Raw genomic sequence first — 24,728 nt, 5'->3', positions numbered from 1 at the left:
TGTATATGTCGCGCTTGTGCTAAACGCTTACATTCCAGCCTGTGCTGCTACTTCTGCTGCGAAATCGTCAACTTTTTTCTCAAGTCCTTCGCCTGTCTCGAAACGAACGAACTTCTTAACTGTTACGTTAGCATTGTTTTCTTTTGCTACTTTGTCAACGTATTTTGCAACTGTAAGGTCGCTGTCCTGAACGTATACCTGATCAAGAAGGCAGATTTCTTTCATCTCTTTGTTGAGACGTCCGATGATCATCTTCTCAATGATATTTTCCGGTTTCTCCGGGTTCTCTTTCTTAGCCTGAGCAAGAAGGATCTCTTTTTCATGCTCCATGTATTCCTGAGAAACTTCATCACGGGATACATATTTCGGAGACATAGCAGCAACCTGCATAGCTACATTCTTAAGGCATGCTTTGATGTCGTCATTCACAACGTCTGTATCAGCCACTACGAGAACTCCGATACGTCCGCCGCCGTGGATGTAAGATACAACGCATCCGTTGTCAGCAGCAACTTTCTCAAATCTTCTGATGTTAAGGTTTTCTCCGATCACTGCGATTTTCTCTACGAGAGCGTCTTTTACAGTTTTTGTTGTATCTGCTGCCCAAGCTTCTGCCATGAACGCATCCATATCTGCCGCTTCGGAATCAACGATCTGATTTACAACTGTCTCTACAAATCCCTGAAATTCATCGTTCTTTGCAACGAAGTCTGTCTCAGAGTTTACTTCTACGATTGCAGCTTTGTTGTCTTTTACAACTGTTTTTACAATACCTTCCGCTGCGATTCTTCCAGCTTTTTTCTCAGCTTTTGCCTGTCCGTTCTTTCTGAGGAATTCTACTGCCGCATCCATATCTCCGTTTGTTTCAGAGAGAGCTTTTTTACAGTCCATCATTCCCGCTCCGGTCATTTCTCTTAATTCTTTTACCATTCCTGCTGTGATTGCCATGATAATTTCCTCCATTATCTTCTCAATATTCTTTTTCACCTAAACAAATCACCGTAAGTGCCAAACGGCGTCTTCCGGGATTGTAAGCGGTCGCCAAGGTCTCGGGCAGGCCCGGACTTTTGCTCGTCGCCTATACAAGCAAAAAGCTTCAACCTATTTTTAGGCTGAAGCTCTCGTTTTCTTACTCTTCAACAGCCTCTTCAGCTTCTACTGCTGTTTCTGCTTCGTAGTATTCTTCGTCTGTTGCTCCCTGATTTGCTTCAATCACAGCGTCAGCCATCTTAGAAACGATCAGCTTAACAGCTCTGATAGCATCATCGTTACCCGGGATCACATAATCCAGTTCTTCCGGATCGCAGTTTGTATCACAGATACCGATCAACGGAATTCCAAGTGTGTGTGCTTCCTGTACGCAGATTCTTTCTTTTTTCGGATCTACGATGAAGATTGCGTCCGGCAGTCTCTTCATATCTTTGATTCCGCCAAGGTTCTTCTCAAGTTTTGCCCACTCTTTTTTCAGCTCGATAACTTCTTTTTTCGGAAGTACATCGAATGTTCCGTCTTCTGACATTGTCTCGATCTCTTTGAGACGTTTGATACGGCTCTGGATCGTCTTAAAGTTTGTGAGCATACCGCCTAGCCATCTCTCGTTTACATAATACATTCCACAGCGCTCTGCTTCTGTTTTGATCGCATCCTGAGCCTGTTTCTTTGTTCCTACGAAAAGGATCGTGCCGCCTTCTGCCGCGATGTCAGAAACGGCTTTGTATGCATCGTCAACCATTCCTACTGATTTCTGAAGGTCGATGATATAAATACCATTTCTCTCTGTGTAGATGTACGGAGCCATTTTCGGATTCCATCTTCTTGTCTGATGTCCGAAATGAACACCTGCTTCTAAAAGCTGTTTCATTGAAATAACGCCCATGTTTCTTTCCTCCAAATTGGTTTTTTACTTCCGCATGTTTTGTTTTCCTCCGAAACCGTCCGGATTCTCCGGCTTAGGCACCGACGGAGATAACCGCATGCGTGTTTTTTTGCAACATTCGTAGTATATCATAGAAGATTTTCCTTTGCAAGGAATTCTTCCATAAGTTTTTTCACCTCTTGAAGGCTTTTTCCTTCTTCTTTCGGGCGCGCGATCACGATAAGTTCCGCCCCGGCTTTCTGCGCCGCCTTTTTCTTTTCCTCGAACCCGCCTGCGCCGCCTGATTCTTTCGTCACAAAATAAGCTGCATTTATATGTTTGAGCATTGCCAGATTCAGTTCTTCCGAATAGGGACCCTGCATTGCGATCAGATGTTTCCCCTCAAAACCAAGACGGACTGCCTCTGCGACTGCCTCCTGCGTCGAAAGGACTCTTGCAAAACATCTTTCTTTATAATCTTTTATCCGGGTATACAAATGCAGTTCTTTGCTCCCTGTAGATATCAGCACATTCCCGCCTGTCTTTTTTAAATATTCCACCGCTTCTTCTACCGAAGCCGCAGATATGGGTCTTCCGTCACTCGTTTCTCCCGCATGATCAGCCGGATCGTTCGTTTCTCTTTCCCGAAGACAGCGAACATATTTGATCTTTTCTTCTTCGCATGCGGCGCAAATATTTTCTGTAACTTGTCTTGCAAACGGATGGGTTGCATCCACCGCAAGTCCGATATTATTTTCCCTTATAAACGCTCTCATCTTTGACTGATCCATCCGCCCGGGTATGACCCGGATTCCCTCATTCTCTCCCAGAACGCTTTTTCCATATTCGGTTGCGGTGCTGACACAACACTTCATTTTCATTTGTGATGCATACCGGGTGAGCAGTCTGCCTTCTGTTGTTCCCGCGAAAATCCATATCTTGTCTTTTTTCATCTGACTTTCACTCTTTCTACTCATTTTTTAACTTCGGATTTTTCTTGCCTCTATCAAAAAGTTCTCTTATCAAGCGCTTTTTCATGCGCTTTTTAAGTCTTATTTTTTATTTACTGCCGATATTTTTTACGTTATAATCTAATACGCGGACACGCAGAAGAAACACTTATCCTTATATTTATCTATAACTTTTCTATAACTTTATGGAGGGATTGACCTATGATCAAATTAATTGCAAGCGACTTAGACGGCACTCTGCTTCAAAACGAAGCGCAGGAGCTGACGCCCCGGGCAATCGAACTTATCCGGGCGCTGACCCAAAAAGGAGTTCATTTTGTTGCCGCAAGCGGACGCCAGTATGCAAACGAACGACTTCTCTTTCACGAGATCAAAGACGATATCTCCTACATCGCCGAAAACGGTTCTCTGTGCATTCATCAGGGGAAAGTTATCTCCCGGGGACTGATTGAGGACGATCTCGCTTACCGCATTCTGCGCGAATTAAAAAAAGAACCCGGATTTGAGATTGTAGTATCACGAGAAGATACTTGCCTGATCGAAAACAATAACTCCCAATTCGCAAACCACATTGTAAATGTGATGCACAACACAACCGAGATCGTGGACGACCTCTTAACTGTCAAAGGTCCTTTTTTAAAGATTGCGTTCGCGAACATGACTTCCCGCAGAACAACGGACTGTCTGAAAGAACTTCAGGAGAAATTTTCATCCGAAATCAAAGTTGTCACTTCCGGAAACATTTGGATCGACTTCATCGTTCCCGGGTGCAACAAAGGAAGCGCGCTCCGAAATCTGATGGATCTTTTCGGCATAACCCCCGAAGAATGTGTCGCCTTCGGCGATCAATATAATGATGTGGAAATGCTTGAAACAGTCGGCATGGGATACGCCATGTCAAACGCTGCCCCCGGCATCGCCGGACATGCAAAGTATATTACCGACTCTGTAGAAGAAGTTCTTGAAGATATTCTTGCCGGACTCGATCTTTAAGACCGACATCCGGTTTTAAATTCTATGACCGCATATGGTTTTCTGTCTTCATCGCAAAGACGGACGATCACGCGGTCTTTTTTCTGTGCTGTTTCCGGAAATATCTTATCTCCAAGCACTGCGGACTTCTTATAATCAACCCGGACCTGACTGACTAAGATATCCCTCGGAAGCACTTCCAGCGCCATCTGAACATACTGACAGTTATTTACATGCTCATTTGTATCTATATGGTATTTTCGCACCGGAAACGGCGCTTTTTCCTCATAAGACTCCGCTTCTTCGATTTTGCGGTCCTCATACGGCATTTCCAGCGGTTCGTCAATCCCATAGGCTTCCGCCTGTTCTTTGTCAACACGAACCGGTTTTCCTTTTTCTACGTCCATATACACCCATATCGAGTTCGCACAGGCAATCTGCTCTCCGCTTTCGTCTTTCATATAAAAATTACGGTTTCCGAACATCCCTTTAAAACCTGAAGCAAATGTTCCGACTGTGATCCTTTCGCATAGCTTCGGATACCTTTTCACAATCACCTGCCAGTATGCCAAAACCCACGCTTTTTTCTCTTTTTTCAACACATCCATTCCATATCCGAGTTGCTCGGACTGAAAGGTACTGCAGTCCTGAAAATAATTGATCAACGCCGGAAGAGTCATTGTCGCCCTGTGATCGATCTCACTGTATCTTACCTTGCCTTCAAATTCGTATTTATGTGCTCTCTCCATTTTTATTCCTTCTTCCTGCCATTCTTCTTGTTGTTTTTCACGCTCTTCTTGCAGCTGTTTTTCGCTTTTCCGCCTCTTTTAAAGCATTTTCCGATCGTCCTTTATTCTTCTTTCATCCGTCTTTTATCCTTCGCTCTACTCTTCTGCTTCCGCTTTCGCCACAAATTCATAATCGACTGTTATCACGCACTCATATCTGTTGTCGATCTGTTTCAGCCTCTCCATCATCAGCAGCGGAAGCTCGTTTCTTCTCTCCTCATCATAATTGATGGGAATGACCATATCGAATACAAGATTGATCTGTCTTGTTCCGTGAACGATACGAAAATCATGCAGACTGCACGAAGGATCGAGTTCTCTTAAGATCTTTTCCGCCACTTTCCGTATCTTGAGCACATTTTCATCTTTCATCTCCACCGGATCCATATGAATGACAAGAAACAGACCTAACGTCTGCTTGGCATCTCTCTCGATCCGGTCGATGATCTCATGGGATTTTTCGATATCTACGTCATTCGGTACTTCCGCATGGATCGAAGCCATGCTCCTTCCCGGTCCGTAATTATGAACGATCAGATCATGCGTTCCTACAATGCCGTCGTATTTTTCTACAAAAGCTTTAATCTGATCATATACCTGAGGATCGATTGCTTCACCGATCAGCGGTTCCAACGTATCTTTTGCAATGCCGACTCCTGCCCACATTACAACAAGGGCAACTCCGATTCCGACCACTCCGTCAATGTTCCAGCCCGTAATTCGAAAAACGATAAGCGAAAGGATCGTCGCGCCTGTTGTGATCACATCTCCCATAGAATCCGCAAACACTGCCATCATCACTTTAGAATTTATCTTCTCGCCAAGCCGCTTGTTGAACAGACCAAGCCACAGTTTCACTCCGATCGATAAGATCAGTATAATGACCGAAGCTATCTGAAAATTCAGCATTTCCGGCGTTCGTATTTTCCCGATCGAATCTTTCAGAAAAGTAAACCCTACTTCCAAAATAAGAAAAGAAACTACTAGCGCCGCTATGTATTCAATCCTTCCATGTCCGAACGGATGATCTCTGTCCGCAGGTTTCTCCGCCATTTTCACTCCGATAAAACTAATGATCGACGAACCTGCGTCCGACAGATTGTTGAAAGCGTCCGCCATAACCGACACGCTGTGCGCGATCACTCCGATAGTAAATTTTACTGCAAACAAAAAGACATTACAGAAGATACCTACAATACTTGCCAGCACTCCATACGCCGTTCTTACAGATATCTTCTCTACGTCCTCATAATCTTTTACGAAATGTTCTATTAAAAATTGTGTCATTTTATTTCTTCTTCCAAAAATACCAGCTTATTTTAAACTCTGTTCCTGCCGTGATTTCTGAATACTCCTCTTCTGTCAAAACATGTTTCAATTTTTCTTTTCCTTCATTCGGAACGACTGCATTTGCCGCATCGCGAAAACAGAGACTCGGATAGAGAACGCACCACCAGTTATGTCCTTTTGCCGAACCGATCTCAATACGCAGCGCCTCATAATTTCCTGCCGGAAACGTTACATCGCCATATGTTTTATCGGGAAACCAGCAAGTTGTCACCGCCGCCGTTACAGGATAATCATAGTTTTCTTCGGCAACACACCGGCGGCTCACATCCTCGATCTCATCGATATGCTCCCGTATCCACATCACGGTTTCATCCTCTGTCATATGCTGTTCATCCGCCATGTTTGCCTCCAGAAACTCCAGCACTTTATCACGCACTTTTAATTTCAGCGCCTGATCTTCCCTGCTGTCGCTGTTTGCCAGAACATGAAAGCGAAGCACTTCTTCTGATAATCGTCGCTGAAGATCACTCTGCGCTTTCGCATCCATCCTGTAAACCGCCGTTGTCAGAGCAAACGCCGCAGCGAATGCAAATAGTACCGCAGCTGCGGCGCACATCCGCCTTGATTTTTTCATCTGCCGGCTAGTCGTTCTGTCATCATCCGCCCCGTATTCCCGCCTCCTGCCGAACTGTCCGAATTGATCTTTGATCTTTGTTCTGTCCATATGTATTCCCTCCGTCTGCTGTTTTTATAACTATGCTACAGAGAGTATGGACATTTCTTTTTCTTTTATACATCAAAAATCCGGCATTTTACTGCGCAGCGTTCCGACTACGGTATCTACCTGATTATTGATATGCTGCCCGGTAATCTGAGTCGCCATTGCTTTGTCGTGTCCTTCGATTGCCTGCATGATCGCTTCGTGTTCTGCGATAAGCTGCGGATAGCATTCCTTTTTCTTCAAATATTCAATCCGGTAGCGGTACATCTGTTCGCGTAGATTGTTCAAAAGCTGAATCAGTCTTTCATTATCCGTCGCCTGAAAGATCACATCATGAAACGCCTCGTCTGCCTGTGCGATACTTGTTATATCGTCACTGTCAAACATTTGTTCAAATCTGGCAGCAGCGGCATGAAGTTCGTGTATTTCCTCCTGATTAATGCGGTCACACGCAAGCTGTACGGCAAGTTCTTCAAGCGCACACCGAACTTCCAGTACGTCGCGCAGATTTTTTTCTGTAATCTCCGCTACCTCCGCGCCTTTTCTCGGTATCATGAGCACAAGTCCTTCCAATTCCAGCTTTCGGATCGCTTCCCGGATCGGCGTTCTGCTCACTCCCAGTTTGTTTGCAAGCTGTATCTCCATCAGCCGCTCTCCGGGCTTTAGTTCTCCTCTTAAGATTGCCCGCCTGAGCGTATTGAATACGACATCTCTCAAGGGAAGGTATTCATTCATCGTCACTTCAAAATCAATCGGCATCTTAATTCCTCCTCACTCCATGGATACTGGTCACATACACTTGTCCTGCCAGTGACTTCTCCCTGATACGTCTCTGTGCTTCACGCGCCGCAGTCCTGTTCTCAAACAAACCGAACACAGTCGGACCGCTTCCGCTCATCATTGCGTTTAAAGCTCCGCACTCTTTCATTTCCTGCTTGATCTCTTCAATAACCGGATGCATAGGAATCGTCACATCTTCCAAAACATTTCCCATAGCAGAGGCAACCTTTTTCAGACTGCCTTCTTCCAATCCTTCGATCACCCCGTCGATATCAGGATGTTCTGAGATTTCTTTCGCATCCAGAGCCTCATATACAACCTTTGTAGAAACACTGATCGGCGGTTTTGCTATAAGAACCGTACACTTCGGCATCGGAGGAAGTTCTTTTAGTTCTTCTCCGATCCCTTCTGCCAGAACCGTTCCTCTCATAATGCAGTATGGTACGTCTGCGCCGAGCTTCACTCCTCTTTCCATCAGTTCTTCTTTAGATAAACCGAGCCGGAACAACCGGTTCATACCGAACAAAACCGCCGCCGCATTCGAGCTTCCTCCCGCAAGTCCTGCCGCAACCGGGATATGCTTGTTCAAAGTGATCCTGACTCCGCCTTCCAATGAAAATTCTTCTATCAGCATGTGCGCCGCTTTGTATGCTATATTTCCTTCACCTATAGGAAGGAATCTTAAATTCGATACAATCTCGATTCCTTCCCTTCTCTTCTTCTCGATCTTCACTTCATCATGGAGATAAATCGACTGCATTACCATCCTTACATCATGATAACCGTTTTCTCTCCTCCCCAGCACATCCAGGCCAAGATTGATCTTTGCCAGTGATTTCAATTCAATCTCATTCATCTTCCGTCCTCCGCCCGTTTTCCGCCTCTGTGTATCTGTACATTTACTTGTATCTTGTATACATTATGCTTACAGTATACTCATATTTTCTTTAAAAATCAATAATTTATCCCCCGTTTTCACATTTTCATTGTCCATAGAATTAACTTCCATAATACCGGATACCGTCGTCATATATTTTTTTGCCAGACTCCACAAATCTTCCCCATCCTGCACAATATGACCGACGATCCCCGGGCGTTTTACAGAAGCGTCCGTATCGAACTGCCGTTCGGAAACATTCGTGATCATACTTGCCGATATCAGCTTTTTCAAAAAGATATCAAAGGTCAGCACCGCCTTCACTTCGACCGCCTCGCTTCCCGCAAGAGTCACGGCAAGCTGCTCGACATGATACGCCGGACTTGCGCTGACATTTTTCGGAAGATTCGGATATTCCACAAGATACGAAAACGGGATCATCCCTGTCCAACTTCCATATGGCTGTTCGTCATCCGCTCTCAGATAGAGAAAAGAAATATGGAGTATTCCTTCAATCTCCACTCCTTCCTCAGTGTACCGCTCGCTTTCTGCCTGGATACTGCCTTCACTGTGAATAATCTGCAAAACGTCCTCTTTCAGCTCAGGAAGCGTCAGACGCTCCGCAATCTTACATTTTGCCTGATTGTACATAAGCATTTCCTCATAAATGCCTTCTTTTTTCTCAAGTACGCACTCTCTGTCAAGAGAATACATATCTTTTAATATCTCTGTTTCCACTTCAGAATAAACATTCATTTTCATAGAAAGAGTCGCTTCGATACCAAGAGCTCTCATTTCTCCGTCTCCATCCTGACGGATATCGACGATAGGATCTTCCAGACTTTGCCGGATCTGACAGATCATATCTTCCTCTGCGCCTTCGCATGGAATCCTTCCCTCATACGGCACGCTCTGTTCAATCCATTCCACTTTTTCTTCCGGTGACAGATACATGCAGAATACTTCCGCCTCGCCCCGTATAAGCAGTTCATCCTGTCCGGGGCGGATTTCCGCTTTTCTTCCGCTTATGTCAAAAAATAAAATCTGTCCGATACTTTCTTTCGTTCCCGGCAGTACTATTTCTTCTTTGATACGGTACGTATCTTTTTTTGAAATCTTTAATTCCGACACATTCATCTTCTGTCGTTTTTTGTATACCGGAAAATCACTTTCTGCATCTGTCGTCAATTCTTCATCTCTCATCCGTTCCCTTCCCAGTTCCATTTCCGCAGCTACCCGAAGAGTCAGTTTTCTTGAATGAACGACCGATACAGTAAATTCCGTCCTTTCATTTCGGATAAAAAACGTCTCTTCGCCGTCATTTTCCGCATAGATCATCTCTTCAAACGGAATCTTTCCTTCCAACACCGAAAGCGTTGTCTCCCCCTGCGTCATATAAAGGATTTTGTAATACGCTTTTCCTGTTACTTTCACATAGTTTTCCACAGGACGAACATCCTCTGTCTTAAGCTTGGCACTGCTGTACACGATTCTTTGAACAGCTTCTTTCTGCTCGGGCACATTGTAATCTTCATCCAGATAAAACCGGTCAAAAACGGTTTTTCCCTCCTGTGTATAATGAACTGTTTTTTTCGTCAGATCCATCTTTCTCCTCCTCACTTAAACAAAACATCTTTTTTTACATCTTCCGTCTGCACGACTATATAGGGGTATGTTTCTGCTTTTTCTTTTTCCTCCCCTTTTTTCGGACCGATCAGAGTCGTTTTTATACAGACGGCCGTTTCCGTCTCATAAAGTTCCTTCACTTCCACACTATAACCGGTTGTCGGCTGAACCTCGTATCCCTGTGCGATATAGAGGAAGCCCTGATCCGAATATGTAATCCGAAACGGTTTCTTCTCTCCTCCTTTGATCATCTCCCGAAGACTTTGGGGAATATCTTCTTCCTCAATCACCTCGTACTTCATATCTCGTATCTTTTCCGTCTCTGCCTGTGTTGAAACACATCCTGTCAGCGCTGCCGTAAACGCTGCGGCACAGATCAGAACCGCTCCGAACACTGCCGCCTTTTGCGTATCTTTTTTTAACAGCTTTCTTTTTGCATATCCTCGGTCCATTCCGATCGAACCTCTGCATTTTTCCATACAAACATATGCGCTGTACACCTTCCTTATGCCTATATCATTCTATCCTTTTATAAGTCTTGTGTTTTCCTATCCTCCGCTGTATAATTACCGTTGTATTGCAAATTTAAGAAGAAAATGAGGTTTATTTATGTTTCGTTTTATTTGTATTGTAATTTTTCTTATATTATTTCTCATCCTTACAATTCCGATCCTCATCGTTGAATGGATCATCGGAAAATTTGCCCCGAACGCCCGCGACATAAGTTCTTTGCGCATCGTACAATGGGGATTCAAAGTGATTTTAAAAATAACCGGAGTAAAAACGACGGTCATCGGAGAGGAAAACATTCCCGACGAAGCGGTTCTCTTTGTAGGAAATCATCGAAGCTACTTCGACATTCTCCTGACATACAGCCGATGCAAACGTCTCACCGGATATGTCGCAAAAAAAGAAATGGAGAAATATCTGACACTTACAACGTGGATGCGTCGCCTGTATTGTCTCTTCCTTGACCGTTCCGATCCAAAACAAGGACTAAAGACTATACTGACTGCTATAGATTACATTAAACGGGGGATTTCAATCTGCATCTTTCCCGAAGGGACGCGCAACACAGGAGCGGAGCTTTCCCTTCTTCCGTTTAAAGACGGCGCTTTTAAAATCGCCACAAAAACAGGCTGTCCGATCGTTCCGATCTGCATGAACAACACGGCTGAAATTTTTGAAAATCATTTTCCGAAGATTAGAAAAACCCATGTCGTGATCGAATACCAAAAACCGATCTATCCGGACCGGCTTGATAAAGAAACAAAACGTCATATCGGAGATCACGTAGAATCGATCATCAAAGAAACGATTGAAAAAAATGCAAAATTATATTTTTAAACTCAAATAAAAATATCAAAAAAATAAAAAAGCAGTTCCGCTTTTCATACAGACTCATCGAACTGTCTGTAAAACGGAACTGTTTTTTATTTTACTTATTAAAATGATAATTCAGCACAAAATCTCACAAACTCTGATCTGCGATATATTTACATGCCGCAAGCGCCGCCACCGCGCCGTCTGCCGCCGCCGTCGTAAGCTGTCTTACTTCTTTTGTACGGCAGTCTCCCGCCGCAAAAATTCCCGGATGAGATGTAAGGCAGTCTTCCGATGCGAGAACGAATCCTCCCTCATCTAATTTTACCGTATCTGCAAACGTCTCGTTTTTAGGGATCTGGCCGACTGCGACAAATACACCTGACACATGAAGTTCAAAATCTTTTCCCGTCTTTTTATCATTTAAAATTAATTTTTCCACCATGGATTCTCCGACGAGTTCTTTCACTGTCGCGCTGAGGATAAACTCTACGTTTTCCTTTTCTTTCAGCCGCTTCACACCGCTGTTTTCACCCCGGAACTCATCTCTTCTATGGATCAGATATACTTTACTGCAATAGTCGGAAAGGAATTCCGCATCCTGGATCGCTGTGTTTCCGCCGCCTACTACGGCGACTTCTTTTCCTCTGAAAAACATTCCGTCACATGTTGCACAATAGGAAACTCCCGCCCCTGTCAGCCGCTCTTCATTCGGTACTCCAAGATGTCTGTGCGTCACTCCGGTTGCTAAAACAATACTCCGGCACGGATATTCTTTTTCCGGTGTAACGATTACTTTTACTTCTCCTTCATCACGAATTCCCGTCACCTGCGCCATCTGTGTCTCTGCGCCGAGTTTCATTGCCTGATCGAGCAGATTCATGGAAAATTCGCTTCCGCTCACACTTGCGATCCCCGGATAATTTTCTACATTCGGAGACGAAGTGATCTGACCGCCAAATGTTCCTCCTTCTATAATAATTGTTCTTTTTCCCGCTCTCTGACCATAGATCGCCGCTGTCATTCCGGCAGTCCCGCCACCGATGATTCCGATATCATACATAATTTTCATCTCCTTTTTTCCTGTCACTAAACGACCTGTTTATTTCTTTCATTCTGCAAAATTCAATTCGCTTCCTTGCTTCTGTAAAAGTCTGTTTTGCAGCACTTTATTTCTTCGTTATTACATCTTTCTCGATTTATCAGCGCATACTTTCATAGCTTCGATCACCGCGCTTCTAAGTCCTTTCTCCTCCAGAACGCGGACAGCCTCTATCGTTGTTCCCGCAGGAGAACATACCATATCTTTTAATTCTCCCGGATGTTTTCCCGTATCGAGCACCATCTTTGCACTTCCGTAAACTGCCTGCGCGGCAAATTCATACGCCTGCTTTCTCGGCATTCCTTCCGACACAGCCGCATCCGCCATCGCTTCAATAAACATAAATACATATGCAGGAGCGCTTCCGCTTACGGCAACGACAGCATCGATCATATTTTCCGCCACAATCTCTACTTTTCCGAAAGAACGTAAGATTTTCAACGCATATTCTTTTTCTTCTTCTGTCACCGCATCATTTGCACATGCGGCTGTCATCCCCTCTCCTACAAGCGCCGGTGTATTCGGCATTGCACGAACGATCTTAACCTTTTTTTCAAACTGTTCTTCCAGCCACTTAAGCGTCTTTCCGGGAGCGATCGTAATGATAAGCTGATCTTCTCTTACACAGTCTTTAATCTCCTTGATCGTCTCCGCATAATACTGCGGCTTCACCGAGAGTACAAGAACTTCTGATTCTGACGCCGCTTTCTTATTATCCTCTGTCACATTGATCCCATATGCAGATTGCACTTTGCTTCGGCTTTCCTTTGAAATATCCGCGCCGATGATCTCTTCCGGCTTAAAGATCTCATTTCTGATAATGCCTCCCATGATCGCGCCCGCCATATTTCCTGTTCCGATAAATCCTAATTTCATAATCTTATTCTCCTTTTCCATATTTCTATTTTCCTTTTATCTGTCGTCGTTCTATTCAATATTTTCTCTGTTTTATCATTTTTTCAGTTTTTCGTTTTGCTCATTTTTCAATACTTCACCGTAAATTCCCGTTCTTCCTCTAACGGAATCTCTTCAGTATCCATCCATTGAATATCGATGAAACGCCCTTGATTCAAGCCGACAAGCAGTTTATTGATCAGCGCTTCTCTTCCCTGAACTTCCATTGTCACAGTTTGATCCCAGTCGTTGCGAACCCAGCCTGTCAATTCCAAAGACTGCGCGAGATATTTTGCCGTATAACGAAATCCGACGCCTTGAACGCGTCCGTGAAAAACGATCCGTTTTCTGATCTCTGCCATATTACCGCCTCCTCAATTTCTGAAAATATATGCTTCAATCATAGAAATGAATTTACGAACCCTTTTCTATTATACTCTAGTTTCATATTAAACCAATAAAAACTTTTTAACAGTGACTATATCACAAATGAAATCATAAAAATCATATTATAGAAACCGCACTAAAAACATATTAAAGTTTTATGCATAATACATAAAACAACAAGTGAATCCCAAAATTTTTCGTGTCATTCTTCCAACTTTATGCTATACTCAAACACAAGACATACGTTCTGACTGCAAAGGCATCCTCCTGAGCAAAAAGGCGCACATATGGAATATCAGAGGGACTCTCCCTCTTTCTTTGTATATCCGCGCGCCTTTTCAGGCGCGCTTTTTACAATGTCTGCAAACGAAAGTCCGAACTTGTCTGAAACCTTGTCAACTGCTTACACTATACGAATTATAACAAGGAGACATACTATGGACACTAGAATCGCTCTTATCGGCGTTCTTCTCGAAACCCGAGAATCCGTCGATAAACTAAACCATCTTCTAAGCGACTACGGAGAATATGTAATCGGAAGAATGGGACTGCCATACAAAGAAAAAGGAATCCATATTATCAGTATCGCCGTAGACGCCCCGAACAATATCATCAGCGCCCTTTCCGGCAAACTCGGAATGCTTCCGGGCGTCAGCACGAAAACGATCTACGGCAAAACAACGTAACTTATTTGTAACAGCTATATGATCCAAACGCCCGCTTATGAGTAAAACAGCGGCGTCAGCCGCGATAAGCACGCAGTACGGTTTTACGAATGGCGCGAACTGAACTGTCACACTTATTTTTCTGCGAGAGGACACGACTATGACCGAAAAAAACGATACAAAACAACTGATTGACCGATTAGAAGCAACCCGTAATCTTTCCAGAGACGAATGGATCCGCCTGATTCAAAACAGAACGGCCGATGATGCAGACTATTTATTTGAACGGGCACAGGCCGTCCGCACACGCCATTATGGACGCAGCGTATACATCCGCGGACTGATCGAATTTACAAATTATTGTAAAAACGACTGCTTCTACTGCGGAATACGAAAAAGTAACAGAAATGCCAACCGTTACCGTCTGACAAAAGAGCAGATACTCTCCTGCTGTGAGATGGGATATGCTCTCGGCTTTCGGACGTTCGTTCTGCAAGGCGGTGAGGACGGTTCATTTACGGATGACCGGCTGACTGATATTATTTCTTCTATACGAACGCGATGGAGTGACTGCGCGATCACACTCTCAATCGGAGAACGTTCTTATGAAAGCTACAAGCAACTTTATGACGCCGGAGCGAATCGCTTTCTTTTAAGACATGAAACATACGATGACACGCATTACGGAAAGCTTCACCCCCCTGCCTTAAGCGCCGCCAGACGAAAGCAATGTCTTTTTGATCTAAAAAAGATCGGCTATCAGGTCGGCACCGGATTTATGGTCGGATCGCCCTATCAGACTTTTGAAAATCTGGCAGACGATATGCTGTTTTTAAAAGAACTCAATCCACAGATGGTCGGGATCGGTCCTTTCATCCCCCATCATGACACCCCGTTTGCAGATCAAAAGGCCGGAAGCGCTGATCTAACGCTGTTTCTGCTCGGATTGATCCGTCTGCTTCTTCCGAAAGTCCTTCTCCCTGCCACGACCGCTCTTGGCACGATTGATTCCGACGGCCGCGAAAAGGGAATTCTTGCCGGAGCGAACGTGATCATGCCGAATCTTTCTCCGCCGCAGGTGAGAGAAAAATATTTACTTTACGACAGTAAACTGTGCACCGGTGACGAAGCCGCCGAAAGCCTTCGTTCTTTAAAGCAGAGAATACAAAATATCGGATATGAAATCACAGTTTCCAGAGGAGATTCCCTGAACATATAAAAAGCACTTTCATCCGAAACATTTTCCCTGTCTGAAAGCAGATAAAACGATTTAAAATTCCGAAAAATAATATTAAAAATTAAAAGGAGACTCAACTATGTACGATGTAAATTCAAAACATGCAGATGATTTTATCAATCATGAAGAAATTCTCGAAACGCTCGCCTATGCAGATGAGAATAAAAATAACATGAAACTGATCGATGCGATCATTGAAAAAGCAAAAAAACGAAAAGGGCTGACACATCGGGAAGCATCAGTTCTTCTCGCCTGTTCGGACGAAGAAAAAAACAAAGAGATCTATAAGCTTGCAGAACAGATCAAAAAAGATTTCTACGGAAACAGAATCGTAATGTTTGCTCCTCTTTATCTGTCAAATTATTGTGTCAACGGCTGTACTTACTGCCCGTACCACGCGAAAAACAAACATATTATGAGGAAACAGCTCTCTCAGGAAGAGATCCGAAGAGAAGTCATCGCACTTCAGGACATGGGGCATAAACGGCTTGCTTTGGAAGCAGGCGAAGATCCTGTCCGCAATACGATGGACTATTACTTAGAATCGATCAAAACGATTTACAGCATCAAACATAAAAACGGCGCGATCCGCCGTGTCAATATTAATATTGCGGCTACGACAGTCGATAATTACCGCCTGCTCAAAGAAGCCGGCATCGGAACGTACATCTTGTTTCAGGAAACATACCATAAAGAAAGCTATCTTGAACTGCATCCGACCGGACCAAAACACGACTACAACTATCACACCGAAGCGATGGACCGCGCCATGGAAGGCGGCATAGACGACGTCGGTCTGGGTGTTCTCTTCGGACTGGACAAATACCGCTATGAATTTGCCGGGCTTCTCATGCATGCCGAGCATCTGGAAGCGGCGTTCGGAGTCGGTCCGCACACGATCAGCGTTCCTCGTCTGAAACACGCCGACGATATCGATCCCGATCAGTTTGACAACGGAATCGACGACGATACTTTTGCCAAGATCGTTGCCTGCATCCGAATCGCCGTTCCATATACGGGAATGATTATCTCTACCCGCGAAAACCAGAAAACACGGGAGCGCGTCCTTCATCTTGGAATCTCCCAGATCAGCGGCGGATCACGAACCAGCGTAGGAGGGTACTGTGAACCGGAACCTGAAGATGCCAAATCCGAACAGTTTGACGTCAGCGATACCCGCACACTTGACGAAGTTGTCCGCTGGCTTATGGAAATGGATTACATCCCAAGTTTTTGTACCGCATGTTATCGTGAAGGAAGAACCGGAGATCGGTTTATGTCTCTTTGCAAAAGCGGACAGATCCAAAACTGCTGTCATCCGAACGCTCTCATGACACTGAAAGAATATTTGATGGATTATGCGTCTCCTGAGACAAAGGCAATCGGAGACCGGCTGATCGACAGAGAAGTTCTCAATGTTCCGAATGAGAAAGCGCGTGCCGTCGTTTTGGAAAATCTGAAACTGATCGAGCAGGATAACAGAAGAGATTTTCGTTTCTAAATTTATTTTCTTGTGATATAATGAGCGTTGGCAGACGGAAGCCGCAGTAAAAACCACTTCTGCTTCCTCTGCAAATTTACGATACAGACGAAAGCAGTTTCATCGTTTCGTCTTATGCATGGCAATGAAAAGAGGGAATAACCATGAGCGCACAAAATCTCACCTTGCTGACAGATCTTTACGAACTGACAATGATGCAGGGATATTTTGAATCGCAGGCAAACGAAACGGTCATTTTCGACGTGTTTTTCCGCGAAAATCCAAACAAGGGCGGATACTCTGTCATGGCCGGTTTAGAGCAGGTGATCGAATATATTAAAAACTTGAATTTTTCTTATGAAGACGTAGATTATCTAAGGGGACTCGGACTGTTCAGCGAGGACTTCCTCCACTACTTGAGCGGATTCCACTTCAGCGGCGATATTTATGCCATTCCTGAAGGCAGCGTCATCTTTCCGCGGGAACCGCTCGTGAAAGTGATCGCCCCTATCATGGAAGCGCAGTTAGTCGAAACCGCGATCTTAAACATTATCAACCATCAGTCTTTGATCGCAACAAAGGCTTCCCGCGTTGTCCACGCGGCACAGGGAAACGGCGTGATGGAATTCGGTCTGCGCCGCGCCCAGGGACCTGATGCAGGTCTTTACGGGGCAAGGGCAGCCATGATCGGAGGTTGTGTCGGAACGTCCAATGTTCTCGCGGGAAAAATGTTTGACGTTCCTGTTCTCGGAACACATGCACACAGCTGGATCATGAGTTTTCCTGACGAATATACGGCATTTAAAGAATACGCCAGACTGTATCCTGACGCCTGTACGCTTCTCGTAGACACATACGACACATTAAAATCAGGTGTTCCGAATGCGATCCGTGTATTTCAGAAAATGAAAGATGCCGGAATCCATCCGAAAAGTTACGGAATCCGTCTTGATTCCGGCGATCTTGCCTACCTTTCCAAAAAGGCACGGAAAATGCTCGATGAAGCCGGATTTCCTGACGCAGTTATCGCCGCGTCAAATGATCTGGACGAATTTTTGATCAACGATCTGAAAATTCAGGGAGCTGCCATCACTTCATGGGGTGTCGGAACGAATCTGATCACATCAAAAGACTGTCCGTCATTCGGAGGGGTTTACAAACTTGCCGCCATCCAAAATAAAGACGGGGAATTTGTTCCGAAAATCAAGATTTCCGAAAATATAGAAAAAATCACCAATCCCGGAAACAAAACGATCTATCGCATTTATGATAAAGATACAGGAAAAATCCGCGCCGATCTAATCTGTTTTGCAGATGAAACTTACGATACTTCTGAAGATCTGCTTCTTTTTGATCCGAATTCCACATGGAAAAAGACACGGCTTGAAGGCGGCACATATACAATGAAAGAGATTTTAAAACCGATCTTTATCCGTGGCGAATGTAAATACACTTCTCCGTCCGTAAAAGAGATTGCCTCTTTCTGCGAACAGGAGAAAAATACTCTGTGGGATGAGACAAAGCGTCTCTTTAACCCGCACAAAGTATATGTAGACCTTTCACAAAGACTTTATGATACAAAAACCGAACTGTTAAATAACGTAAACCGATAGGAACAACTCTCTTATGAATCTATATCAGATCGACGACTTAGACGACTTAACCGAAACGTTCCATATTATAATTTAATGAAACTAAACGAATATCTGAAAATCAAATAAACAAAAACGAATATCTCGAAATCAAAGGAGTATAAACAATTATGAAAATCATCGTACTCGCCGGAGGACTAAGCACTGAAAGAGACGTTTCTCTTGCTTCTGCCGCCGGCATCTGCCGTACATTAATCGAAAAAGGTCATGACGCTTTTCTTCTTGACGTATTTTTAGGGCTGGAACACGCTCCCGAACATTTGGAAGACGTATTTACCCTTCCCGGTCACGGTCTTGAGATTGCGAAAAACATCAGTTGTGAAGAACCTGATCTTGCCGCTGTAAAAGCATCCCGGCCTGATCAATCCGACTGTTTCTTAGGACCAAACGTCATTGAATTATGTCGTCTGGCAGATATCACATTTCTCGGACTTCACGGCGGTGAAGGAGAAAACGGAAAACTTCAGGCTACTTTTGACCTGCTCGGTATCCGCTACACAGGTCCCGATTCTCTCGGCTGCGCCGTCGCTATGGATAAAGGACTGACAAAACAAGTCTTTCTCCAGGCAGGCATCGACACGCCGGCAGGCGTTACCATTCACAAGAAATCAAAAGACCGCTCTCTTGCTTTAACAGGTCTTTCCCTTCCTGTCGTTATAAAACCATGTTCTGGAGGTTCGAGCATCGGGGTATATATCGTCAGTACAGAAGAAGAATATGCAGAAGCTTTGGAAAAATCCTTTTTCTATGAGGATGAAGTCGTTGTAGAAGAGTATATAAAAGGACGTGAATTTGCATGTGGCGTAATTGACAACGAGGCGCTTCCTCCGATCGAAATCATACCGAAAACAGGATTTTTCGATTATGCGAATAAATATCAGGCGGACGCGACTTTAGAAGTATGCCCTGCGGACATTCCCGAAGAGACAGCTTCCCGGATGATGGAACTTACCGTAAAAGCATTCCGTGCGCTGAAACTCAACGTATACAGCCGCGCCGATTTTCTTCTGGATGAAAAAGGAAATCTTTACTGTCTGGAAATGAACACTCTGCCGGGCATGACCGCAGCCAGCCTGCTGCCGAAAGAAGCGAAAGCGGCAGGAATCGAATACGGCGATCTGTGTGAACTGATCATCAAAAAATCGTTAGAAGCGCGTTATTAATACATGTTGTTTAAGAAAGGCAGGAGCTATCTTATGAAATATATGTCATTACAGGAAATTGCCGCAGCCTGCGGCGGTACATACTACGGCGGATCTGAATTTCTCCCCCGTGAAGTAAGCAGCGTCGTCATCGACAGCCGTAAAGCAGAAAAAGACAGTCTGTTTATCGCGATCCGGGGGGCACGCGTCGACGGACATTCCTTTATTCCGAAAGTAATGGAACAAGGAGCGCTCTGCGCCGTTTCCGAAGAAGATCTCGGAGATGTTCCTTATTCTTATATTAAAGTGGCGTCATGTGAACAGGCTTTAAAAGATATCGCAGAACACTATCGGCGTTCCCTTGATATCAAAGTTGTAGGCATTTCGGGAAGCGTCGGAAAAACGAGCACAAAAGAAATGATCGCCTCTGTCCTGTCACAAAAATATTCGGTTCTGAAAACAGAAGGAAACTTTAACAATGAGATTGGGCTTCCTCTTACTGTTTTCAACCTCCGTAAGGAACATGAAATCGCGGTTCTTGAGATGGGGATCAGCGGCTTCGAAGAGATGACGCGCCTTGCGAAAGTTGCCCGGCCGGACATCTGCGTTCTCACAAATATCGGTGTCGCCCATATGGAAAATCTAGGTTCAAGAGACGGGATCTTAAAAGCAAAAACAGAAATGTTTGCTTATATGAATGAAAACGGAACAATAATCTTAAACGGAGACGATGACAAACTGCGCGGATATTCTCCCGAAAACGGAATCACGCCTGTCTACTTCGGTCTTGATGAAAGCTGCGGTTTTCACGCCGAAAATATTTCCGGCAAAGGTTTAAACGGAACGGACGCACAGTTTTTCACACCAAATTCTTCTTTTACGGCACATATCAACATCCCGGGCGCTCACATGGTGTACAACGCGCTTGCGGCTACCGCAGTCGGATACGCTCTTGGTATGACAGACAGGGAAATCTGCGCAGGAATCGAAGCAAATGTTCCGATTGCCGGACGCAATAACCTGATCCGTGCGCCCCATTTTACGATCATCGACGACTGCTACAACGCAAACCCTACTTCTATGAAAGCGTCTCTCGATGTTCTTGCCTTTGCAGATACTCGCAAAGCAGCAATACTCGGAGATATGTTTGAACTCGGAGAAAACGAAAAACAGATGCACCGCGAAGTCGGCATTCACGCCGTCAGAAAAGGCATCGATGTTTTGATCTGCATCGGCAGTTTGATGAAGTCGGCGGCAGACGGAGCGTTGGAATATCTTGAGCAGCAAAAAAACGCAGAACATACCGAAGAGACGCCTTCGTCTTCTGCGCATTTTCCGACTCAGATCTGCCATTTCGCCACAAAGGCAGATTTTCTGCGCGAGGCGAAAGAACTTTTAAAAGAAGGCGATACCGTACTTGTAAAGGCTTCACACGGAATGGAGTTTCCGGAAATCGTCGAATTTTTACAGCAATAATATTATATTTTGATAAAGCATAGGAGAAGGATTATGAAATATCAGGTTCTCGTCCTTGATCTGGACGGCACTTTGACCAATTCAAAAAAGGAAATTACCGCGCCGACAAAACAGGCGCTTCTTGAGATTCAGGAAGCCGGCCGCACTGTCGTTCTTGCCAGCGGGCGGCCGATCAACGGTGTTGCGCCTCTTGCAAAAGAACTTCAGATGGATACTTTCGGCGGATACATGCTCTCCTTTAACGGCGCACGTATTACAAAATGTTCCACAGGCGAGATCATTTACAATAAAACGATCCCAAAAGAAATCATCCGTCCGGTCTGGGAATACGTAAAGACATTTCCGGGACTGGATATCATCTCTTACGATGACACTCATATTTTCTCAGGGATTTGTCCGAACAAATATGTAGAAATAGAATCGGGAATAAACAATATGGAAATTGTTCCAACGGACGACTTTCCATCCGCCCTTGATTTCCCGGTAAATAAGCTGCTCATCTGCGGCGATCCGAAAACACTTGAAACGATGATCGAACCGCTCCGCAAGCAGTACCACGGGCTTTTAAATATCTATCTTTCCGAACCGTTTTTCTTGGAGATCATGCCGAAAAACATTGACAAAGCGCAGTCTCTCCAAAAGCTGTTAAACAGCATCGGTCTGACCGCTAATGAGATGATCTGCTGCGGCGACGGCTTCAACGATCTGTCCATGATCGAATATGCCGGTCTTGGAGTCGCCATGGAAAACGCACAGCCGATCATAAAAGAAACCGCCGACTTCATCACTCGTTCCAATGACGAAGACGGCGTACTCCATGTGATCGATACGTTTATGCGATAAAGAAATCTTTTATATCGGCTCACACATACAATCTGTAAGAGCTGTCACGATACTTTTTCAGGAAAAGAAAAGTTCCATCACTTCCTGTGCCGGCATTTCTTTTCCTGTAAACAGTTCAAACGCCGCAGCTCCCTGCCAGAGCAGCATCCCGATTCCTCCGACTGCGGCTTTACAGCCTGCCTCTTTTGCTTTTTTTATAAGCAGCGTCTCTCTCGGATTATACACGACGTCCGCAACAGCCAGATCTTTATGAAGTAATTCTTCCGGAACGGGAAGCACGTTTTCCAAAGGACTCATTCCGGCGCGTGTTGCATTGATCAAAAGATCGCTTCCGGCGATAGCTTCTCCTAATTTTTTCTCATCATCAATATCTTCAATATAGATTTTTTTCATCGACGGTACTGCTTTTTTAATCTTTTCTACCGTTTTTTCTCCGTTTGCGAAAAATTCATCCTTCCGGTTAAATATCGCAATCTCTGACGCTTTATCAAGCGCCGCCTGTACTGCGATCGCAGTCGCCGCTCCGCCTGTACCAAGCAAAACGATCTTCTTTCCCTCTATCCCGACTCCTTGTTCCTTCAGATTGCGGACAAATCCGATCCCGTCTGTAATATGCCCTGTCATCGTTTTGTCCTCTTCCACAACGACGGTGTTACACGCTCCGACAAGTTCCGCCGCAGGGGACAATCTGTCTACAAGCTGTGCCGCCGCGGTTTTGTTCGGCATCGTTATGTTAAAACCGCCTACGTTTAATGTGCGGAATGCGTCAATCGCATCTTTTGTTTTCTCCAGCGGTATGTCAAACGCAAGATACGCCGCATCGATCCCTAGCTTTTCAAAACTGTAGTTGTACATAGCCGGAGACCCCGAATGGCCTACCGGTGAACCGATCAGCGCGTAAAGCCTTGTATGTCCGTTAATTCTTCTTTCCATCTTTTCTCCCTCCATGATCATGCGCTCTCAAAACAGGCGCACTGCAAATATGGATACAGTATATCACAACTTTTTGTTTACTTCAACACTTTAAAGTGTGAATAAAATTCGTTAAAATAAAAATCGAATTAAAATGCATACATTTATCCCGTGTCACCCCATGTTACTAACGCGTTGTCGTTTTGTCTTAATGAATTGCCCCTTTTAAAAAAATGTGCTATCTTATTCCAAAAGAAAGGAGATTTTACGAAAATATGAAAAACAGTTTTTCTTTTCTCGCAAAACATATTTCATGGAAATACATTGTACTTATCTTAATCCTTATTTATATTATCCTCCTTACTGTTCCTTATCTGCCGCATAAAACTGTATCGGAAGAATACAAAGAAAAAGATGCGGCAGCCGAATATTATTCCGACACATCCGGGACAGAGCGCATCGCCTACATCACTGATAATAACGACGCTCTTTTGTATCGGCTCGGTATGATCGAAGAAGCAGAAAAATCCATCATTTTATCGACCTTTGATTTTAACGATGATGAGGCGGGGCAGGATATTCTTTCCGCCTTACTAAACGCCGCGGACCGGGGCGTCGATATCCGTGTTATCGTCGATGGAATCAGCGGATTTATGGATGTACAGCACAATCCGTGGTTTCTTGCTTTAGACGCTCATAAAAACGCTCAGGTCCGCATTTATAATCCTGTGAATTTTTTGAAACCATGGGATATGCAGGCCCGCCTTCATGACAAATATCTGATCATCGATGACCAGATGTATACACTTGGCGGACGCAACACAACAAACCTGTTTCTCGGAGATTATTCAAAAGGAAAAAACATCGACAAGGAGCTGTTTGTTTACGAAACAGATCCGGGCAAAAATATGCAAAACACTTCTATGTCCCAGCTTCAGACTTATTTTGATTCCATATGGGATTCTTCTGACAGCAAACCGTGCCGTGGCTCAAGAAACGGAAAAAAGACGGTCGAAAAAACAGAAGCTCTGAAAAAACATTACAAAGAGCTACAGAAAAAATATCCTGCCGCATACGAAAAACAAAACTGGGAAGAACTGACATTTGAGACAAATAAGATCACTCTTTTGAGCAATCCGATCGAATCAGAAAACAAAGAACCGTGGATGTGGTACTCTCTTCACCGGCTTATGATGTCCGGAAAACAGGCGACGATCTACACCCCTTACATTATATGCGGCAGGGAAATGTACGACGATCTTTCTCAGCTCACAGATAATAACGTCTCTGTCGAGATCATTACAAATGATGTCGCAAAAGGCGCCAATCCGTGGGGCTGTACAGATTACTTAAATGAAAAAGAAAAGATATGGAGAACCGGTGTGAAAGTTTACGAATATATGGCTCCCCATTCCTGCCATACGAAAGCCGTTCTCATAGATGACCGCATGAGTATCGTCGGTTCTTACAATCTTGACATGCGAAGCACATATCTTGATACCGAATTAATGCTTGCCGTCGATTCAACCGAATTAAACGCAATTATACGAAAAGAAGCCGAACATGATAAAACCTTTTCAAAAACGATGGAAAACGGAAAATATACCTACGGGGAAAATTACAAAACAAAAGAATTAAGCACCGGAAAGAAATTATTCTACGCAACATTAAGACAAATTATCAAACCGCTCCGAAGATTCTTATAGACAACTTTATTAAAAACTCTTTATAGACA

General features: G+C 44.3%; 24 protein-coding genes. 10 read left to right on the top strand and 14 right to left on the bottom strand.

The features are described from left to right. Nucleotides 1-27: 27 nt before the first annotated feature. The 3 genes from tsf to cobK form a co-directional block, all read right to left on the bottom strand. Nucleotides 28-948 (bottom strand): translation elongation factor Ts, encoded by a 921-nt coding sequence (tsf, locus tag ACH9UM_RS01585; protein ID WP_009242396.1) that lies wholly within the window; start codon nucleotides 946-948, stop codon nucleotides 28-30. Nucleotides 949-1,129: 181 nt separating this feature from the next. Next, complete coding sequence (gene rpsB, locus ACH9UM_RS01580) at nucleotides 1,130-1,876, bottom strand: 30S ribosomal protein S2 (protein WP_004844911.1); 747 nt, start codon at nucleotides 1,874-1,876, stop codon at nucleotides 1,130-1,132. 128 nt (nucleotides 1,877-2,004) lie between these two features. After that, the gene (gene cobK, locus ACH9UM_RS01575; RefSeq protein ID WP_009242397.1) at nucleotides 2,005-2,808 is read right to left on the bottom strand and encodes a precorrin-6A reductase; all 804 of its coding nucleotides are present in this window, start codon (nucleotides 2,806-2,808) and stop codon (nucleotides 2,005-2,007) included. Nucleotides 2,809-3,027: 219 nt separating this feature from the next. On the opposite strand from cobK, the gene ACH9UM_RS01570 reads away from it, so the two are divergent. Continuing rightward, a complete protein-coding gene (locus tag ACH9UM_RS01570; RefSeq protein ID WP_004844909.1) occupies nucleotides 3,028-3,819 on the top strand; it encodes an HAD family hydrolase in 792 nt (263 codons plus the stop codon). Here the strand turns inward: ACH9UM_RS01570 and ACH9UM_RS01565 are convergent. The 7 genes from ACH9UM_RS01565 to ACH9UM_RS01535 all read right to left on the bottom strand — a co-directional run bounded on the left by ACH9UM_RS01565 (nucleotide 3,816) and on the right by ACH9UM_RS01535 (nucleotide 10,359). Then, nucleotides 3,816-4,547: an acyl-[acyl-carrier-protein] thioesterase gene (locus ACH9UM_RS01565; protein WP_004844908.1), complete on the bottom strand. Its 732-nt coding sequence runs from the start codon at nucleotides 4,545-4,547 to the stop codon at nucleotides 3,816-3,818. The two genes, ACH9UM_RS01570 and ACH9UM_RS01565, sit on opposite strands and share 4 nt — an antisense overlap. 135 nt (nucleotides 4,548-4,682) lie before the next feature. Next, nucleotides 4,683-5,873, bottom strand: coding sequence for a cation diffusion facilitator family transporter (locus tag ACH9UM_RS01560; protein WP_004844907.1), 1,191 nt, complete (start codon nucleotides 5,871-5,873; stop codon nucleotides 4,683-4,685). A 1-nt stretch (nucleotide 5,874) separates the two neighbouring features. Next, nucleotides 5,875-6,600, bottom strand: coding sequence for a stage II sporulation protein R (gene spoIIR, locus ACH9UM_RS01555; protein ID WP_004844906.1), 726 nt, complete (start codon nucleotides 6,598-6,600; stop codon nucleotides 5,875-5,877). 72 nt (nucleotides 6,601-6,672) lie between these two features. Continuing rightward, nucleotides 6,673-7,356 (bottom strand): GntR family transcriptional regulator, encoded by a 684-nt coding sequence (locus ACH9UM_RS01550; RefSeq protein ID WP_004844904.1) that lies wholly within the window; start codon nucleotides 7,354-7,356, stop codon nucleotides 6,673-6,675. A gap of 1 nt (nucleotide 7,357) precedes the next feature. Further along, nucleotides 7,358-8,233 (bottom strand): 4-(cytidine 5'-diphospho)-2-C-methyl-D-erythritol kinase, encoded by an 876-nt coding sequence (gene ispE / locus ACH9UM_RS01545; protein WP_004844903.1) that lies wholly within the window; start codon nucleotides 8,231-8,233, stop codon nucleotides 7,358-7,360. 69 nt (nucleotides 8,234-8,302) lie between these two features. Further along, a complete protein-coding gene (locus ACH9UM_RS01540) occupies nucleotides 8,303-9,859 on the bottom strand; it encodes an SPOCS domain-containing protein (protein ID WP_009242399.1) in 1,557 nt (518 codons plus the stop codon). Between the two features lie 11 nt (nucleotides 9,860-9,870). Further along, nucleotides 9,871-10,359, bottom strand: a complete 489-nt coding sequence (locus ACH9UM_RS01535; RefSeq protein WP_004844901.1) for a protease complex subunit PrcB family protein — start codon at nucleotides 10,357-10,359, stop codon at nucleotides 9,871-9,873. A 130-nt stretch (nucleotides 10,360-10,489) separates the two neighbouring features. Here ACH9UM_RS01535 and ACH9UM_RS01530 point away from each other — a divergent pair, with 130 nt between their 5' ends. Next, complete coding sequence (locus ACH9UM_RS01530) at nucleotides 10,490-11,227, top strand: 1-acyl-sn-glycerol-3-phosphate acyltransferase (protein ID WP_009320646.1); 738 nt, start codon at nucleotides 10,490-10,492, stop codon at nucleotides 11,225-11,227. Between the two features lie 124 nt (nucleotides 11,228-11,351). Here ACH9UM_RS01530 and trxB read toward each other — a convergent pair whose 3' ends face one another. The 3 genes from trxB to ACH9UM_RS01515 all read right to left on the bottom strand — a co-directional run bounded on the left by trxB (nucleotide 11,352) and on the right by ACH9UM_RS01515 (nucleotide 13,561). Next, nucleotides 11,352-12,266, bottom strand: a complete 915-nt coding sequence (trxB, locus tag ACH9UM_RS01525; protein ID WP_009242402.1) for a thioredoxin-disulfide reductase — start codon at nucleotides 12,264-12,266, stop codon at nucleotides 11,352-11,354. 120 nt (nucleotides 12,267-12,386) lie between these two features. Continuing rightward, entirely contained in the window at nucleotides 12,387-13,181 is a 795-nt protein-coding gene (gene proC / locus ACH9UM_RS01520; RefSeq protein ID WP_009242403.1) for a pyrroline-5-carboxylate reductase, read from the bottom strand. Nucleotides 13,182-13,288: 107 nt separating this feature from the next. Then, the gene (locus ACH9UM_RS01515) at nucleotides 13,289-13,561 is read right to left on the bottom strand and encodes an acylphosphatase (RefSeq protein ID WP_004847771.1); all 273 of its coding nucleotides are present in this window, start codon (nucleotides 13,559-13,561) and stop codon (nucleotides 13,289-13,291) included. Nucleotides 13,562-14,023: 462 nt separating this feature from the next. Here ACH9UM_RS01515 and ACH9UM_RS01510 point away from each other — a divergent pair, with 462 nt between their 5' ends. The 7 genes from ACH9UM_RS01510 (at nucleotide 14,024) to ACH9UM_RS01480 (ending at nucleotide 22,081) form a co-directional block, all read left to right on the top strand. After that, nucleotides 14,024-14,272 carry a TM1266 family iron-only hydrogenase system putative regulator gene (locus ACH9UM_RS01510; RefSeq protein WP_004847769.1) on the top strand — a complete coding sequence of 83 codons (249 nt, stop codon included), beginning with the start codon at nucleotides 14,024-14,026 and terminating at the stop codon, nucleotides 14,270-14,272. 139 nt (nucleotides 14,273-14,411) lie between these two features. Next, the gene (hydE, locus tag ACH9UM_RS01505) at nucleotides 14,412-15,470 is read left to right on the top strand and encodes a [FeFe] hydrogenase H-cluster radical SAM maturase HydE (protein WP_004847767.1); all 1,059 of its coding nucleotides are present in this window, start codon (nucleotides 14,412-14,414) and stop codon (nucleotides 15,468-15,470) included. A 97-nt stretch (nucleotides 15,471-15,567) separates the two neighbouring features. Then, nucleotides 15,568-16,989 carry a [FeFe] hydrogenase H-cluster radical SAM maturase HydG gene (gene hydG, locus ACH9UM_RS01500; protein ID WP_004847765.1) on the top strand — a complete coding sequence of 474 codons (1,422 nt, stop codon included), beginning with the start codon at nucleotides 15,568-15,570 and terminating at the stop codon, nucleotides 16,987-16,989. A gap of 143 nt (nucleotides 16,990-17,132) precedes the next feature. Then, complete coding sequence (locus ACH9UM_RS01495) at nucleotides 17,133-18,581, top strand: nicotinate phosphoribosyltransferase (protein WP_004847763.1); 1,449 nt, start codon at nucleotides 17,133-17,135, stop codon at nucleotides 18,579-18,581. A gap of 149 nt (nucleotides 18,582-18,730) precedes the next feature. Then, nucleotides 18,731-19,783 (top strand): D-alanine--D-alanine ligase, encoded by a 1,053-nt coding sequence (locus ACH9UM_RS01490; protein WP_004847761.1) that lies wholly within the window; start codon nucleotides 18,731-18,733, stop codon nucleotides 19,781-19,783. Between the two features lie 33 nt (nucleotides 19,784-19,816). Beyond that, nucleotides 19,817-21,238, top strand: coding sequence for a UDP-N-acetylmuramoyl-tripeptide--D-alanyl-D-alanine ligase (gene murF, locus ACH9UM_RS01485; RefSeq protein WP_009242404.1), 1,422 nt, complete (start codon nucleotides 19,817-19,819; stop codon nucleotides 21,236-21,238). Nucleotides 21,239-21,271: 33 nt separating this feature from the next. Beyond that, the gene (locus ACH9UM_RS01480) at nucleotides 21,272-22,081 is read left to right on the top strand and encodes a Cof-type HAD-IIB family hydrolase (RefSeq protein ID WP_004847757.1); all 810 of its coding nucleotides are present in this window, start codon (nucleotides 21,272-21,274) and stop codon (nucleotides 22,079-22,081) included. Nucleotides 22,082-22,138: 57 nt separating this feature from the next. Here the strand turns inward: ACH9UM_RS01480 and aroE are convergent, their stop codons facing one another. Next, nucleotides 22,139-23,014, bottom strand: a complete 876-nt coding sequence (gene aroE / locus ACH9UM_RS01475) for a shikimate dehydrogenase (RefSeq protein WP_009242405.1) — start codon at nucleotides 23,012-23,014, stop codon at nucleotides 22,139-22,141. Nucleotides 23,015-23,268: 254 nt separating this feature from the next. On the opposite strand from aroE, the gene ACH9UM_RS01470 reads away from it, so the two are divergent. Further along, nucleotides 23,269-24,699 carry a phosphatidylserine/phosphatidylglycerophosphate/cardiolipin synthase family protein gene (locus tag ACH9UM_RS01470; protein WP_009242406.1) on the top strand — a complete coding sequence of 477 codons (1,431 nt, stop codon included), beginning with the start codon at nucleotides 23,269-23,271 and terminating at the stop codon, nucleotides 24,697-24,699. Nucleotides 24,700-24,728 lie beyond the last annotated feature (29 nt).

Source organism: Mediterraneibacter torques (genome assembly GCF_044591705.1).
GTDB lineage: Bacteria > Bacillota > Clostridia > Lachnospirales > Lachnospiraceae > Mediterraneibacter > Mediterraneibacter torques.
The sequence above is the reverse complement of the archived record's forward strand: the minus strand, read 5'-3'. Positions and strand labels throughout refer to the sequence as shown.